General features: G+C 38.6%; 19 protein-coding genes. All 19 read left to right on the top strand.

The genetic code is table 11. The features are described from left to right. Positions 1-190 precede the first annotated feature (190 nt). The 19 genes from bgsA (at position 191) to yhbY (ending at position 16,138) form a co-directional block, all read left to right on the top strand. Positions 191-1,195, top strand: a complete 1,005-nt coding sequence (bgsA, locus tag AB3I34_RS09040) for a cell wall glycolipid biosynthesis glucosyltransferase BgsA (RefSeq protein WP_002362375.1) — start codon at positions 191-193, stop codon at positions 1,193-1,195. 46 nt (positions 1,196-1,241) lie between these two features. Next, positions 1,242-2,465, top strand: a complete 1,224-nt coding sequence (gene bgsB, locus AB3I34_RS09035; protein WP_002389260.1) for a cell wall glycolipid biosynthesis glucosyltransferase BgsB — start codon at positions 1,242-1,244, stop codon at positions 2,463-2,465. A gap of 72 nt (positions 2,466-2,537) precedes the next feature. After that, positions 2,538-3,428 (top strand): NAD(P)-dependent oxidoreductase, encoded by an 891-nt coding sequence (locus tag AB3I34_RS09030; protein WP_002359377.1) that lies wholly within the window; start codon positions 2,538-2,540, stop codon positions 3,426-3,428. A 100-nt stretch (positions 3,429-3,528) separates the two neighbouring features. Further along, positions 3,529-3,759 carry a YkuJ family protein gene (locus tag AB3I34_RS09025; protein ID WP_002379802.1) on the top strand — a complete coding sequence of 77 codons (231 nt, stop codon included), beginning with the start codon at positions 3,529-3,531 and terminating at the stop codon, positions 3,757-3,759. Between the two features lie 389 nt (positions 3,760-4,148). After that, entirely contained in the window at positions 4,149-4,589 is a 441-nt protein-coding gene (locus tag AB3I34_RS09020) for a MarR family winged helix-turn-helix transcriptional regulator (protein ID WP_002362455.1), read from the top strand. A 15-nt stretch (positions 4,590-4,604) separates the two neighbouring features. Then, entirely contained in the window at positions 4,605-5,570 is a 966-nt protein-coding gene (locus AB3I34_RS09015; RefSeq protein WP_002362374.1) for a beta-ketoacyl-ACP synthase III, read from the top strand. 52 nt (positions 5,571-5,622) lie between these two features. Next, entirely contained in the window at positions 5,623-5,850 is a 228-nt protein-coding gene (locus tag AB3I34_RS09010; protein ID WP_002356278.1) for an acyl carrier protein, read from the top strand. 136 nt (positions 5,851-5,986) lie between these two features. Next, positions 5,987-6,943, top strand: coding sequence for an enoyl-[acyl-carrier-protein] reductase FabK (gene fabK, locus AB3I34_RS09005; RefSeq protein WP_002356279.1), 957 nt, complete (start codon positions 5,987-5,989; stop codon positions 6,941-6,943). Positions 6,944-6,975: 32 nt separating this feature from the next. Beyond that, a complete protein-coding gene (gene fabD / locus AB3I34_RS09000) occupies positions 6,976-7,905 on the top strand; it encodes an ACP S-malonyltransferase (protein WP_002356280.1) in 930 nt (309 codons plus the stop codon). Between the two features lie 3 nt (positions 7,906-7,908). Beyond that, positions 7,909-8,646 (top strand): 3-oxoacyl-[acyl-carrier-protein] reductase, encoded by a 738-nt coding sequence (gene fabG / locus AB3I34_RS08995; RefSeq protein WP_002356283.1) that lies wholly within the window; start codon positions 7,909-7,911, stop codon positions 8,644-8,646. A gap of 18 nt (positions 8,647-8,664) precedes the next feature. Next, a complete protein-coding gene (fabF, locus tag AB3I34_RS08990) occupies positions 8,665-9,900 on the top strand; it encodes a beta-ketoacyl-ACP synthase II (RefSeq protein WP_002356284.1) in 1,236 nt (411 codons plus the stop codon). Position 9,901: 1 nt separating this feature from the next. Continuing rightward, the gene (accB, locus tag AB3I34_RS08985; protein WP_085444261.1) at positions 9,902-10,390 is read left to right on the top strand and encodes an acetyl-CoA carboxylase biotin carboxyl carrier protein; all 489 of its coding nucleotides are present in this window, start codon (positions 9,902-9,904) and stop codon (positions 10,388-10,390) included. Between the two features lie 3 nt (positions 10,391-10,393). Further along, entirely contained in the window at positions 10,394-10,819 is a 426-nt protein-coding gene (gene fabZ / locus AB3I34_RS08980; protein ID WP_002356286.1) for a 3-hydroxyacyl-ACP dehydratase FabZ, read from the top strand. A 7-nt stretch (positions 10,820-10,826) separates the two neighbouring features. Further along, a complete protein-coding gene (locus tag AB3I34_RS08975; RefSeq protein WP_002367303.1) occupies positions 10,827-12,197 on the top strand; it encodes an acetyl-CoA carboxylase biotin carboxylase subunit in 1,371 nt (456 codons plus the stop codon). Positions 12,198-12,291: 94 nt separating this feature from the next. Then, positions 12,292-13,158: an acetyl-CoA carboxylase, carboxyltransferase subunit beta gene (gene accD, locus AB3I34_RS08970; protein ID WP_010712792.1), complete on the top strand. Its 867-nt coding sequence runs from the start codon at positions 12,292-12,294 to the stop codon at positions 13,156-13,158. Between the two features lies 1 nt (position 13,159). After that, positions 13,160-13,948 (top strand): acetyl-CoA carboxylase carboxyl transferase subunit alpha, encoded by a 789-nt coding sequence (locus AB3I34_RS08965; protein ID WP_002362363.1) that lies wholly within the window; start codon positions 13,160-13,162, stop codon positions 13,946-13,948. Positions 13,949-14,169: 221 nt separating this feature from the next. Then, entirely contained in the window at positions 14,170-14,697 is a 528-nt protein-coding gene (locus AB3I34_RS08960; protein WP_002356296.1) for a YqeG family HAD IIIA-type phosphatase, read from the top strand. Next, positions 14,694-15,803, top strand: coding sequence for a ribosome biogenesis GTPase YqeH (yqeH, locus tag AB3I34_RS08955; protein WP_002381381.1), 1,110 nt, complete (start codon positions 14,694-14,696; stop codon positions 15,801-15,803). Before AB3I34_RS08960 ends, yqeH begins: the two co-directional genes overlap by 4 nt. Positions 15,804-15,826: 23 nt before the next feature. Continuing rightward, entirely contained in the window at positions 15,827-16,138 is a 312-nt protein-coding gene (gene yhbY / locus AB3I34_RS08950) for a ribosome assembly RNA-binding protein YhbY (protein ID WP_002356298.1), read from the top strand. Positions 16,139-16,141: the final 3 nt, after the last annotated feature.

The following is a 16,141-nucleotide window of genomic DNA, read 5'->3' as shown; positions in this document are numbered from 1 at the left end:
GAGCAAAAGCAAAAACCAACTTGGTTTTTGCTTTTTTTGTTTTATTCACTATTTTTTGATAAGCTTGAAGAAGGGACTTTAAAAACATTTATAAGATTAAAAGGATCCTACCGAAGAATGAATACATCAAATTTTAGCTATGGTATAATGTGTTTATTATAGTTAGTAAAGCAGAAAAGGAGGAGCGGGTTTGAAAATATTGTTATATTTTGAAGGTGAGAAAATCTTAGCCAAATCAGGTATTGGTCGAGCATTAGATCACCAGAAACGAGCGCTCTCTGAAGTTGGAATAGAATATACATTAGATGCTGATTGCAGTGACTATGATATATTGCATATTAATACATACGGCGTAAATAGCCATCGTATGGTCAGAAAAGCACGTAAACTAGGAAAAAAAGTTATTTATCATGCCCATTCGACAGAAGAAGATTTTCGTAATTCCTTTATTGGGTCTAATCAACTGGCACCATTAGTAAAAAAATATCTTATCAGTTTGTATTCCAAAGCGGATCATTTAATTACACCAACACCGTATTCTAAAACATTGCTAGAAGGATATGGCATTAAAGTGCCTATTTCGGCGATCTCAAATGGTATTGATTTATCACGCTTTTATCCTTCAGAAGAAAAGGAACAAAAATTCCGAGAATATTTTAAAATAGATGAAGAGAAAAAAGTAATTATTTGTGTGGGATTATTTTTTGAACGCAAAGGAATCACTGATTTTATTGAAGTTGCGCGACAGTTACCAGAGTATCAATTTATTTGGTTTGGTGATACACCAATGTATTCTATCCCAAAAAATATCCGACAATTAGTTAAAGAAGATCATCCAGAAAATGTTATTTTCCCAGGTTATATTAAAGGAGATGTCATCGAAGGGGCCTATGCGGCAGCGAATCTCTTCTTTTTCCCTTCGCGTGAAGAAACGGAAGGAATTGTTGTCTTAGAAGCATTAGCTAGTCAGCAACAAGTCTTGGTGCGTGATATTCCAGTTTATCAAGGCTGGCTAGTAGCTAATGAAAATTGTTATATGGGTCATTCTATTGAAGAATTTAAAAAATATATTGAAGGCTTATTAGAAGGGGAAATACCTAGCACTAGAGAAGCAGGCTATCAAGTAGCAGAGCAAAGAAGTATCAAGCAAATTGGTTACGAGTTAAAAGAAGTCTACGAAACAGTCTTATCTTAACAAATATTGAAGGCAGTTATTGTTAGATGAAATGGAGGTAATGAGAGTGAAAATTGGTTTTTTTACTGATACGTATTTCCCGCAAGTGAGTGGGGTAGCGACTTCTATTAAGACCTTAAAAGATGAATTAGAAAAGCACGGCCATGAAGTGTATATTTTTACGACAACCGATCCTAACGCGACTGATTTTGAAGAAGATGTCATACGAATGCCTAGTGTGCCATTCGTGTCTTTTAAAGATCGCCGAGTAGTGGTTCGCGGCATGTGGTACGCCTATTTAATTGCCAAAGAGTTGGAATTAGATTTAATTCATACACATACTGAATTTGGTGCGGGTATTTTAGGGAAAATGGTTGGGAAAAAAATGAAAATCCCTGTCATCCATACGTATCATACAATGTATGAAGATTACTTACATTATATTGCTAAAGGAAAAGTTGTCCGTCCATCACATGTTAAATTCTTTTCAAGAGTGTTTACAAATCATACGACAGGTGTTGTTTGTCCCAGTGAACGTGTAATTGAAAAATTACGGGATTATGGAGTGACCGCACCAATGAGAATTATTCCAACAGGGATCGAAATTGATAAGTTTTTACGTCCCGATATTACTGAAGAAATGATCGCTGGAATGCGTCAACAACTAGGTATTGAAGAGCAACAGATTATGTTGTTATCGTTAAGTCGAATTTCTTATGAAAAAAATATTCAAGCAATTATTCAAGGGTTGCCACAAATTATTGAAAAATTACCACAAACTCGTTTAGTAATAGTTGGAAATGGTCCCTATCTAGAGGATTTAAAAGAATTAGCAGAAGAACTAGAAGTCAGTGAATACGTTCAATTTACGGGTGAAGTGCCAAATGAAGAAGTCGCCATTTATTATAAAGCTGCTGACTATTTTGTCAGCGCCTCAACGTCGGAAACACAAGGCTTAACTTATACAGAAGCGATGGCTGCTGGCGTTCAATGTGTTGCAGAAGGGAACGCCTATTTAAATAATTTATTTGATCATGAAAGCTTAGGCAAAACTTTTAAGACAGACAGTGATTTTGCCCCAACATTGATTGACTATATACAAGCAAATATTAAAATGGACCAAACTATTTTAGATGAAAAATTATTTGAAATTTCTTCTACAAACTTTGGCAACAAAATGATTGAATTTTATCAAGATACATTGATTTACTTTGATCAACTTCAAATGGAAAAAGAAAATGCGGACTCAATTAAAAAAATTAAAGTAAAATTTACATCTTTAAGAAAATAAACTGCAAAACTTTCCTCCTTCGTTTATACTGAAGGAGGAAAGTTTTTTATTTTAAGAACGGAGGAAGCTACTATGTCTAAAATCGGCTTTATTGGAACGGGTGTCATGGGAAAATCAATTATTCGTAACATGATGAAAAACAATTTATCTGTCAATGTTTACAATCGAACAAAAAGTAAAACAGATGATTTAGTTGCTGAAGGAGCAGTTTGGTATGATACGCCAAAAGCAATTGCAGAAGCCAGCGATATCATTTTTACAATGGTTGGCTTTCCTTCAGATGTTGAAGGCGTGTATTTTAATGAAACAGGGATTTTTCAAGCAGATCTTACAGGTAAAATAGTAGTAGATTTAACCACAAGTACGCCGACCTTGGCTGAAAAGATTGCCAAAAAAGCAGCAGAAGTGGGTGCTCATGCGTTGGATGCGCCAGTTTCTGGTGGTGACTTAGGCGCTAAAAATGGTACTTTAACAATTATGGTTGGTGGCGATCAAGAAAGTTATGAGACCGTCTTACCAATTTTCAAAACATTTGGTAAAACGTTTATGCTACACGGATCAGCTGGAAAAGGGCAACACACTAAGATGGCGAATCAGTTAATGATTGCAGGCACAATGACCGGGTTGACTGAAATGCTCGTTTACGCAAATGCGACAGGATTAACTTTAGAAAAAGTTCTGGAAACAGTCGGTGGTGGCAGTGCTGCAAACTGGTCATTAAGTAATTATGGACCACGTATTTTAAAAGAAGATTATACGCCAGGCTTTTTTGTTAAACATTTTATCAAAGATTTAAAGATTGCGTTAGATGAAGCAAAAAAACTTGACCTTCCATTACCAGCGACGCAAAAAGCGACAGAATTATATGAAAGCCTTGCAGATAAAGGGTTTGAAAATGATGGCACACAGGCCTTAATTAAGCTTTGGTGGACAGATGGCAAGCAACCAACGAATAAAAATTAAAGAACAACAAAAAAATCAAAAAAAATGACGAAAAATCATGCAAGTTAGGCAATGTTTTGTTACAATGGTACAGAACTAGTTTGCAAAAGGAGGCCCACTGATGAAACATTCACAACTTGTGGCGATTATTAAGAGACTGGAAGCAATGATCGAAGCAGCAGATAATGAAGTACAAGTACGCCGCTTTGAACGTGAAGGCGTAGAGAAATGTATTGTAAGTTTTGATAAATCAACAGAAACATTTGAATTAACAGAATCTGATACGCACCAAAGCTATCAATTCGATAACATCGATATTGTAGCAATGGAAATTTACGACTTAATTCAATAATTAATCGTCCTACATTTTAATAAGGGAGTGGAGTAGAAGCACCAAAGCTTCTGGTTCACTCTCTTCTCGTATTATCCAGTCAAGTTGTAGCAATAGCTTAGTGGGAGTTTAAGAATTATATAACAAAAATCACTGGCACTTCTCAATCAGGGGAGTGCCAGTGATGCTTTTTAGTTGCACTTCTTTCCTTTTTCTGTGAAAATAGTTTGGGTATCAAAGTAATTGATCCTTTTTTTAAAAGCCTCGTCCCTTGAAAATGCGCCTTTTTTGAAATGTTTGAAGAATATTTCATTAAAAATATAGAAAATTCTCTTGCATTCTTTGCTTATTTACGATATAGTTTGAACATCAAATGTTTTGATAATCAAAGTATATGGATGGTGCACAGAATGGAACCTAATTTAGAAACAGTCAACGATTACTTAGTCAGTGTCTTTAATGACATCTTAACGATTGAAGAATCTGAATTGAAAAAATCACAATTTAATGATTTATCCATTACGGAGATGCACACAATCGAAGCAATTGGTATGTACAAGAAAAAAACGTCTTCAGAAGTAGCCAAGGAACTGTCAATTACCGTCGGAACACTTACTGTAGCGATTAACAACTTAGTTAAAAAAGGCTATGTTGAACGTTTGCGTAGTGAAGATGATCGACGTGTAGTAAAGCTTGGCTTAACCAAAAAGGGAAAATTACTTTTTAGAGTCCATCAGCATTTTCATCGTGAAATGGTTAAAAACATTTTGAAAGGCATGGAGCAAGAAGAAGAACAAGCGCTGTTAAGAGCACTAAAAAATCTTCATGATTTCTTGCAAGAATACAAATAAAAAGTGAGGATCCCCATGAAGAATTATGCACGAATTAGTTGTACAAGCCGTTATGTTCCAGAGAATTGTGTCACGAATCACCAACTGAGTGAAATGATGGATACCTCTGATGAATGGATACATTCGCGAACAGGCATTAGTGAACGTCGTATCGTTACGCAAGAAAATACGTCTGATTTATGTCATCAAGTCGCAAAACAGTTATTGGAAAAATCTGGCAAGCAAGCAAGTGAGATTGACTTTATTTTAGTTGCAACAGTGACACCAGATTTCAATATGCCTTCTGTTGCTTGCCAAGTGCAAGGCGCAATTGGCGCCACTGAGGCCTTTGCTTTTGACATCAGTGCAGCGTGTTCTGGTTTTGTCTATGCCTTAAGTATGGCAGAAAAACTAGTCTTAAGTGGTCGTTATCAAACAGGTCTAGTAATTGGTGGCGAAACATTTTCCAAAATGTTAGATTGGACCGATCGCTCCACAGCGGTGCTTTTCGGTGATGGGGCTGCCGGCGTCTTGATTGAAGCGGCTGAGACACCGCATTTTCTAGATGAAAAATTACAAGCAGATGGACAACGGTGGGCGGCTTTAACGTCAGGCTACACGATCAACGAAAGTCCTTTTTATCAGGGGCATGAGCAGGCTAGTAAGACGCTACAGATGGAAGGACGTAGTATTTTTGATTTTGCGATTAAAGATGTTTCACAAAATATTTTATCACTCGTGACGGACGAAACCGTGGATTATCTTCTACTACATCAAGCAAATGTGCGCATTATCGATAAAATTGCACGTAAGACGAAGATTTCCCGCGAGAAGTTTTTAACGAATATGGATAAATATGGCAATACCTCAGCTGCTAGCATTCCTATTTTGTTGGATGAAGCAGTTGAAAATGGGACCTTAATTTTAGGTTCCCAACAACGCGTGGTGCTAACAGGATTTGGCGGCGGCTTAACATGGGGCTCACTGCTCCTAACGCTGTAAAAAACTGTTCACATATAAATGAAGAAAATGACTATTTTGGAGGAATATACACATGGTATTTGAAAAAATTCAAGCAATTATCGTAGAAGAATTAGGAAAAGATGCTGAAGAGGTACAATTAACTACAAACATTCAAGAAGAATTAGACGCGGACAGCTTAGATTTATTCCAAATCATTAACGAAATCGAAGATGAATTTGATGTGAAAATCGAAACAGAAGATGGCATCCAAACCGTTCAAGATTTAGTAACATATGTAGAAAAACAACAAGCAAACTAATACATGAAAATAGGGGGCTGGGACATTTAATTGCTAAATGACCCAGTCCCTAAAAAAACAAGTAAATAAGCCGAAAAAATCCTTTTTTACTTGAATGAAGTGTACTTATCTTAGAACTAAAGGACGTATAAAATCAATGAATCAACAGTTATGTGAGTTGCTTGGAATCAATTATCCCATTTTTCAAGGCGGTATGGCTTGGGTAGCCGATGCTTCATTAGCAAGTGCCGTGTCAAACGCTGGTGGATTAGGGATTATTGCTGGCGGCAATGCCCCAAAAGAAGTCGTAAAAAAAGAAATTAAAAAAGTTAAAGAATTAACGGAGCAACCCTTTGGTGTCAATATCATGTTACTTTCACCTTTTGCCGATGAAATTGTCGATTTGGTTTGTGAAGAACAGGTTCCTGTCGTAACGACAGGTGCAGGCAATCCAGCCAAATACATGGCTCGTTTTAAAGAACATAACATTAAAGTAATTCCAGTAGTTCCTTCAGTTGCTTTAGCAAAAAGAATGGAAAAAATTGGTGCCGATGCTGTCATTTTTGAAGGAATGGAAGCTGGTGGACATATTGGCAAGTTAACCACTATGAGTGGCTTACCGCAAATCGTTGACGCTGTGTCAATTCCTGTGATTGCAGCAGGTGGGATTGGTGATGGTCGTGGTATGGCTGCGGCCTTTATGTTAGGTGCTGAAGCAGTCCAGTTAGGCACACGTTTTTTAATTGCCAAAGAATGCAACGTTCATCCAGATTATAAACAGAAAGTTTTAAAGGCACGTGATTTAGATGCAGTAATTACCTGCCAACATTTTGGCCATCCAGTGCGTACTTTAAAAAATAAATTAACTGCTCAATATAATCAATTAGAAAAGCAAGAACTTCAAAAAGAAGTACCTGATTTAGAAATGTTTGAAAAGATTGGTCAAGGCGCTTTGCGCAAAGCTGTCGTTGACGGGGATATGGATTACGGTTCCGTCATGGCGGGACAAATTGCCGGGTTAATAAAAAAAGAAGAAACAGCCCAAGAAATCATTGATTCACTCATGTCTGAATGCAAAGCGATTGTACATAAGATGAATCAGCGTTGGGGCTAAGTGAATAATTTTAACAAAAAATGAGGTGTCGTATGAAAACAGCGATTTTATTTAGTGGACAAGGAGCCCAGTATCAAGGGATGGGTGAAGAATTATATCACCAAGAAGCGATTGTTCGGGAAACTTTCGATGAAGCAAGTCATATCTTAGGTTATGAGATGGCAGAACTTTGTTTTACTGAAAATGAACGTTTAAATGAAACAGAATATACGCAACCTGCTATTTTAACAGTCAGTGTCGCATTTTACCGTCTTTTGCAACAAAAAGGACTAACGCCTGATGTCGTAGCGGGTTTAAGCTTAGGGGAATATAGCGCTTTGGTTGCCAGCGGGGCTTTGCGCTTTTCAGAAGCAGTGGCCTTGGTCCAAAAGCGCGGTCAGTACATGACAGAAGCAGCACCACAAGGAACTGGCAAAATGGTTGCTGTCATGAATGCTGAGCGTGAAGTAATTGAGAAAGCCTGCCAAGAAGCCAGTGCTTTCGGAATTGTGGCTCCAGCAAATTATAATACACCACAACAAATCGTGATTGGTGGTGAGGTTGCTGCTGTTGATCAAGCGATGACACTTCTCAAAGAAGCTGGTGTGAAGCGAATGATTCCGTTAAATGTGAGTGGCCCTTTCCATACGGCGCTGTTACAACCAGCATCAAAAAAATTGGCTCAGGATTTAGCAAAATTGAACTTTCAAACGATGCAAATTCCTGTCATTAGTAATACGACTGCCGAAATTATGCCCCAAGAGGCAATTCAAGCGTTATTGGAAAAGCAAGTCATGTCTGCGGTACGTTTTGAAGACAGTATCGAAACGATGAAGGCTATGAACGTGGGAACGATGATTGAAGTTGGTCCAGGGAAAACATTAACTGGTTTTGTTAAAAAAATTGACAAAACAATTGAAATGCACCGTGTGGAAGATGTTGCAACATTAACAGAAACGTTAACAGCACTTACTGGGAGGTAAAAAATGGAATTAACAGGGAAAAACGTATTTATTACTGGAAGCACTCGTGGGATTGGCAAAGCAGTTGCATTGGCTTTTGCGAAAGAGGGCGCCAATATTGTTTTAAACGGTCGGAGTGAGATTACGCCAGAACAACGACAAGAAATTGAAGCCTTTGGGGTAAAATGTATTGGCCTTTCTGGAGATATTTCCGATTTTGATGCAGCAGGTGAGATGATTCAAGCAACCGTTGACCAATTAGGCTCGATTGATATTCTGGTGAATAACGCTGGGATTACGAATGATAAATTATTATTACGAATGACAAAAGAGGATTTTAATGCCTGTTTAGATATTAACTTGGTAGGAACTTTTAACATGACCCAACAAGCGGTTAAACGTATGATGAAACAACGAAGTGGTCGGATTATTAATATGGCTAGCGTTTCTGGTTTAATGGGAAATGTTGGTCAAGCAAACTACGCTGCGAGTAAAGCGGGTGTCGTTGGTTTTACTAAATCGGTGGCACGAGAAGTTGCGCCGCGCGGTATTACCTGCAATGCGATTGCACCAGGGTTTATCCAAACAGAAATGACGGATGTTTTATCAGAAAAAGTTAAAACACAAATGAATGCACAAATTCCCTTACAAACGTTTGGGCAAGTCGAAGATGTCGCAGCTACAGCGATTTTCTTAGCTAAAAGTCCCTATATTACTGGGCAAGTCGTGAATGTTGATGGCGGCTTAGTCATGCACGGATAAACGAAAGGAGTCAAAAGGATGAATCGAGTAGTTATTACCGGTTACGGTGTCACCTCGCCGATTGGCAATGAACCTGAGACTTTTTTAGAAAGTTTGAAAACAGGGAAAAATGGTATCGGACCGATTAGTAAATTTGATGTTAGTGAAACAGGTGTCACCTTAGCAGCTGAAGTGAAAGACTTTCCAATGGAAAAATATTTTGTTAAAAAAGATGGCAAACGCATGGATAAGTTTTCGTTATTTGGCATTTATGCGGCCTTAGAAGCAATGGCTATGAGTGGCTTGGATACCAGTCAACTAGATGTGGATCGGTTTGGCGTTATGGTGGGTTCCGGGATTGGTGGTTTGGAAACAATTCAAAATCAAGTAATTCGGATGCACGACAAAGGACCTGAACGTGTGGCACCGTTATTTATTCCAATGGCGATTGGAAACATGGTGGCGGGAAATATTGCTTTACGTGTTGGTGCCAAAGGAATTTGTACTTCAACAGTGACAGCTTGTGCTAGTGCAACTCATTCAATTGGGGAAGCGTTCCGCAATATCAAACATGGCTACTCTGATGTCATTATTGCTGGTGGAGCAGAAGCGCCTATTACAGAAATTGGTATTTCAGGATTTGCTTCCTTGACCGCTTTAACAAAGGCGACTGACCCAGAAAAAGCCTCAATTCCCTTTGATAAAGAACGTAGTGGATTTGTGATGGGAGAAGGAGCGGGTGTCTTTATTTTAGAATCATTAGATCATGCTCTAGAACGAGGCGCAACTATTTTAGGTGAAGTGGTTGGCTATGGTGCTAATTGCGATGCCTATCATATGACATCACCAACACCAGATGGGAGCGGCGCAGCGAAAGCCATGGTACTAGCAATGGAAGAAGCTGGGATTTCTCCAGAAAAAATTGGCTATATTAACGCCCATGGAACAAGCACACAAGCCAATGACAGTGCAGAATCTAAAGCAATTGAATTGGCTTTAGGTGATGCCGCAAAAACGGCATATGTAAGTAGTACGAAGAGTATGACGGGACATCTCTTAGGCGCCGCTGGTGGAATTGAAGGAATTGCTACCCTAAATGCTTTACAACATCAATTTATTCCGCCAACCATTAATGTGGAAAATCAAGATGAAGCAATTACGGTGAACGTTGTTTTAAACGAAAGCAAAGAGCATAAATTTGATTATGCTTTAAGTAACTCACTAGGCTTTGGTGGCCACAATGCAGTTATTTGCTTAAAACGCTGGGAGGATTAACATGCAGTTAGAAGAAGTAAAAGCATTATTAACACAATTTGATCAATCAACTTTAACCGAATTCGATTTACGAGAAGGCTCGTTTGAATTATATATGAATAAAAATACAGTTTCTGGGCGAAGTGCCGTAGAACCAGTGGCGCAACCACAAGAAACACCAGTAGCCGCTAGTGGTGTGTCAGTGCCTGTTGAAACAGTTTCTGTCGTTGAAGAAACGCCAACTAATACACCGACAACCAATGAAAAGACAGAAGAAATTACGGCACCTATTGTAGGAATCGTTTATTTACAACCAGCACCAGATAAAGAGAACTTTGTCAAAGTAGGAGACACTGTTAAAACGGGTGACGTTGTGTGTATCGTTGAAGCGATGAAATTAATGAATGAAATTACGGCGACAGTTGACGGTGTGATTACGGAAGTGTTAGTCAACAATGAAGATGTGGTTGAATTTGGTCAGCCGCTATTCCGAGTTGCTAAAGGAGAATAAAACATGAAATTAACAATTACAGAAATTCAAGAAATTTTACCACATCGCTATCCCTTTTTATTATTAGATAGTGTTGAAGAAGTCATTCCCGGGGAACGCGTTGTAGCGAAAAAGAATGTAACGGTTAATGAGCAAGTTTTTCAAGGTCATTTTCCTGGGAATCCTGTTTTGCCAGGAGTTTTAATTATTGAATCGTTGGCTCAAGCAGGCGCCGTGGCATTACTTTCAATGCCTGAATTCAAAGGGAAAACGGCATACTTTGGTGGATTAGATAAAGCAAAATTTAGACAAAAGGTAACACCAGGCGACACATTAATTTTAGAGGTTGAACTTTTAAAAGTCCGCGCTTCTGCTGGAATGGGTAAAGGTGTGGCAAAAGTTAATGGAAAAAAAGTTGCCGAGGCTGAATTAACCTTTATGATTGGATAGGTGAAAAATGTTTTCGAAAGTATTAATCGCAAACCGCGGAGAAATCGCTGTTCGTATTATTCGTGCCTGTCGCGAATTAGGCGTTCAAACAGTTGCTGTTTACTCTGAAGCGGATCAAGAAGCGTTACACACACAGTTAGCAGATGAAGCCATTTGTATTGGACCGGCGAAAGCAACTGATTCTTATTTAAATGTTCAAGCTGTTTTAAGTGCAGCAATTGTTACCAATGCTGAAGCGATTCATCCAGGGTTTGGTTTCTTATCTGAAAATAGTCAATTTGCTTCAATGTGCGAAGAATGTAACATTACTTTTATCGGTCCTAAAGCAGAAACGATTGATGCAATGGGCAATAAAATAAATGCACGTCAACTGATGCAGAAAGCCAAGGTACCTGTTATTCCTGGGAGTGATGGCGTCATTGATTCTGTCGAAGAAGCGTTGACGATTGCTGAAGAAATTGGTTACCCAGTGATGTTAAAGGCAGCTGCTGGTGGTGGCGGAAAAGGAATCCGAAAAGTTCTTTCAAAAGAAGAGTTACCGAAACACTTTACTTCAGCGCAGCAAGAAGCCAAAGCCGCATTTGGTAATGATGATATGTATTTAGAAAAAATTATTTATCCAGCACGTCATATCGAAGTGCAAATTTTAGGTGATCAATATGGGCATGTGATTCACTTAGGGGAACGTGATTGCTCACTACAAAGAAATAATCAAAAAGTGTTAGAAGAATCACCATCGATTGCTATTTCTGAAGAAAAGCGTCAGATGTTAGGCGAAACGGCCGTTCGAGCGGCACAAGCTGTGCATTATGAAAATGCCGGAACCATTGAATTTTTGATGGATCCAGCTGGCGACTTTTATTTCATGGAAATGAATACCCGCATCCAAGTCGAACATCCAGTTACGGAAATGGTAACAGGGATTGATTTAGTCAAAGCACAATTAGAAATTGCTTCAGGTGAACCTTTAGGCTATACCCAAGAGGATGTTACCATGACTGGGCATGCGATTGAGTGCCGAATTAACGCTGAAAATCCTGCCTTTAATTTTGCTCCTTCACCAGGTAAAATTCAAAATCTCTTGTTGCCTAGTGGTGGAATGGGCTTGCGTGTAGACAGCGCTATGTATTCAGGGTATTCAATTCCGCCTTATTATGATTCAATGATTGCAAAAGTCATCGTACATGGTGAAAATCGTTTTGATGCCTTGATGAAAATGCAAAGGGCTTTAAATGAAATTGTAACAGAAGGTATTATTACGAATGCCGAATTCCAATTGGATTTAATTACACATGACAATGTTTTGACAGGTGACTATGACACAAGCTTTTTACAAGAAACATTTCTACCAAATTGGGAGCCAGAAAGCAATCATTAAAGAAAGAACGCCGCAAGAGCTCTCTTGCTTGGAAAGATCAGTGATCTTTTGAAAGGAGCTGAGCTCTTGCCGCTAAAATACGAGGAGTAAGCAAATGGCATTATTTAAAAAGAAAAATTACATTCGCATTAATCCAAATCGTGCTGATGCAAATGATGCATCAAAGAAGCCTTCTGTTCCAGATAATATGTGGGCAAAATGCCCTTCTTGTAAGCGAACACTGTATACAAAAGAAATGGGTGCAGAAAAAATCTGTCCGCATTGTGGCTATAGTTTTCGGATTGGTGCATGGGAACGATTAGCGATAACCGTTGATGAAAAGAGTTTCCACAATTGGGACAGTGAATTAGTGACAAAAGATCCACTAAATTTTCCAGGTTATCTTGAAAAAATTGAAAAAATGCAAGAAAAAACTGGGCTAGATGAAGCTGTCTTAACGGGAGAAGCAACAATTGAAGGACATGCTGTTGCAATTGGAATCATGGATGCTAATTTTATCATGGGCAGTATGGGAACGATTGTTGGTGAAAAAATCACACGCTTGTTTGAGCGGGCGACAGAAAAGCATTTACCAGTAGTGATTTTCACTGCATCTGGTGGTGCCCGTATGCAAGAAGGAATTTTTTCATTGATGCAAATGGCGAAAATTTCGGCCGCTTTGCAACGGCATAACAAAGCAGGCTTGCTGTATCTTACGGTATTGACTGATCCAACGACTGGCGGTGTTACCGCAAGCTTTGCGATGGATGGCGATATTATTTTGGCAGAGCCTCAGAGTTTAATCGGTTTTGCTGGCCGCCGTGTAATTGAACAAACGATTCGTCAAGAGTTGCCAGATGATTTTCAAAAGGCCGAGTTTCTTTTAGAACATGGTTTTGTAGATCAGATTGTGCCAAGAAATCTTTTGCGTCAACGATTGAGCGACTTGTTACGTTTACATTCTTTGGAAGGGTGGCGCTAACATGGAAAAGAAAACAGCCAATGATGTTGTTACCTTGGCAAGAGCCCAAGATCGTTTGACAACTTTAGAATATATAGAAGCCATTTTTGAGGACTTTTTAGAATTTCATGGGGATCGTTACTTTGCCGATGATTTAGCTGTAGTCGGTGGTGTTGCTACTTTGCAAGGTAAACCAGTTACAGTGGTAGGTATCCAAAAAGGTCGAAATCTACCAGAAAATATTGAACGTAATTTTGGTTCACCTAATCCTGAAGGGTATCGCAAAGCGTTACGTTTAATGAAACAAGCGGAAAAATTTAATCGCCCAGTCATTACCTTTGTGAACACTGCTGGTGCCTATTGTGGGATTGGTGCCGAAGAGCGGGGAGAAGGGGAAGCCATTGCGCAAAACCTGTTAGAGATGTCTGATTTGAAAGTGCCAATCATTTCAGTCATCATTGGTGAGGGCGGTAGTGGCGGTGCTTTAGCTTTAGCAGTCGCAGATGAAGTTTGGATGTTGGAACACACGATTTATGCGGTTCTTTCGCCAGAAGGTTTCGCCTCTATTTTGTGGAAAGATGGCAGTCGTGCGAAAGAAGCAGCAGAATTGATGAAAATCACAGCGACAGAGCTGAAGGAATTAGCTATTGTAGATAAAGTAATTCCAGAAGTTATGAACGGTCAGCCTCTGGAACAAGCAAAAATTAATCGCATGTTACAAAAAGCGTTCATTTCAAAATTAACTGAATTAGCTAAATTAGATACGGAAACGTTACTAGAAAAAAGATACCAACGTTTTCGCAAATATTAGAAGTTACTACTCATCAACGAACTTTTCAGGGGTTGATGGGTGGCTTTTTTTATTTTTTCTTTTATTTTACTTGTTCTTTTACAAGGAACGACCGTCCTTTATAGAAATTTTCAGTAAAATGCAGTATAATACAATAGGTAGAGACTGAAGCATAATTGTTTAGTTATGTTTCAGTCTCTTAAAATCGAAGAAACTACATAGTGTCAGTGAGAGGAGTCACGATGTTTTCAAAATATAAACCGACATGGATGATTGATGCGATTTATAAAATTACCCCCGCACAATTAAAAAAACTAGGGATTAAGGCAGTACTAACTGACTTAGATAATACGTTAATTGCTTGGAATAATCCCGATGGAACAGAAGAATTAAAAACTTGGTTATTAGAAATGAAAAATGCAGGAATTACTGTCCTCGTTGTTTCAAACAACAAAGACAGCCGGATTAAACGCGTTGTTGAAAAGTTTGACTTAGATTATGTAGCACGTGCCTTGAAACCAACCGCACGTGGCTTCAAATTAGCAGAAAAAAAATTAGGCTTGAAGCCATCTGAAATGTTAATGGTCGGCGATCAGATTATGACAGATATTCGGGGAGCTAACGCAGCGGGTATACGCAATGTTTTAGTTCAACCGATTGTCGATACAGATGGCTGGAATACTAGAATCAATCGGTTCTTTGAACGGAAAATTATGAAATACTTATCAAAAAAACATCCAGAAATGACATGGAGAGGCGGATTAGAATGACAGAGGCAATTCATTGTATTGGCTGTGGTGCGATTATCCAAACGGAAAATCCTCATGAATTAGGCTATACACCAAAAACAGCTTTCGAAAAAGGAATGGAAACAGGGGAAGTTTATTGCCAACGTTGTTTTCGCTTAAGACATTATAATGACATTCAAGATGTCCAATTAACAGACGATGACTTTTTACGTTTATTGAATGGTTTAGGAACAGAAGATGCACTGATTGTGAACGTAGTGGATATTTTTGACTTTAATGGCTCTCTTATTCCAGGACTACATCGTTTTATCGGAGATAATCCTGTGTTGTTAGTTGGCAATAAAGTGGATATTTTGCCTAAATCATTAAAAAAACCTAAAATGGTTCAATGGATGAGAGAACGGGCCCATGAAGCAGGATTACGCCCTGTTGATGTTTTACTAACAAGTGGCAAGAAACCACAAGAAATGCAAGAGTTATTAGATACGATCGAAAAATATCGTGAAGGCCGAGACGTTTATGTCGTAGGTGTGACCAATGTTGGAAAATCAACATTAATCAATCAAATCATTCAACAAACAGTGGGTGTTCAAGATGTGATTACGACATCACAATTTCCTGGAACAACGCTAGATAAAATTGAAATTCCATTAGACGATGGCCACTTCTTAATCGATACGCCCGGAATTATTCACCGTCATCAAATGGCACATTACCTAGGTAAAAAAGACTTGAAAATTATTGCACCGCAAAAAGAAATCAAACCGAAAGTTTACCAATTAAATGCTGAACAAACCTTGTTTTTAGGTGGCTTGGCTCGCTTTGATTATGTCCAAGGTGCTAAAAGTTCCTTCATTGCCTACGTTTCCAATGACTTAAATTTACACCGAACAAAAACAGCAACCGCCGATGCTTTTTATGAAAAACATGTTGGTGGCTTATTGCAGCCTCCACGTGCCGATGAAGTCGCTGAGTTTCCTGAATTAGTGCGCTTTGAATTTTCCGTGAAAGAAAAAACGGATATTGTGTTTGCTGGTCTAGGTTGGATTACTGTCACAGAACCTGGTGTAGTCGCTGGTTGGGCGCCTAAAGGTGTCGATGTTTTACGTAGAAAAGCATTAATTTAAATTTTAGAGAGAAGGCAAACAATTTGAAACTTAGAGGAAAACAAAAACGTTATTTACGTAGTCAGGCACATCATTTACAACCTATTTTTCAAGTAGGCAAAGGTGGTTTGAATGACGCAATGATTACACAAATTGATGAAGCGTTGGAAAAACGTGAATTGATTAAAATTACGTTATTACAAAATACAGATGAAGTAGCAGAAGAGGTTGCAGAAGAACTAACAGCAGCCATTCATTGCGATGTGGTACAAATTATTGGTCGCGTGTTGGTCTTATTCAAGCCATCAAGTAAAGAAAAATATCAAAAAATTTCAGCAGCAGTCAAAGAGATTTAATAT

This window comes from Enterococcus sp. C102(2024) (assembly GCF_040888205.1).
Classification (GTDB): Bacteria; Bacillota; Bacilli; order Lactobacillales; family Enterococcaceae; genus Enterococcus; species Enterococcus faecalis.
This window is presented reverse-complemented; position numbering and strand designations above follow the sequence as displayed.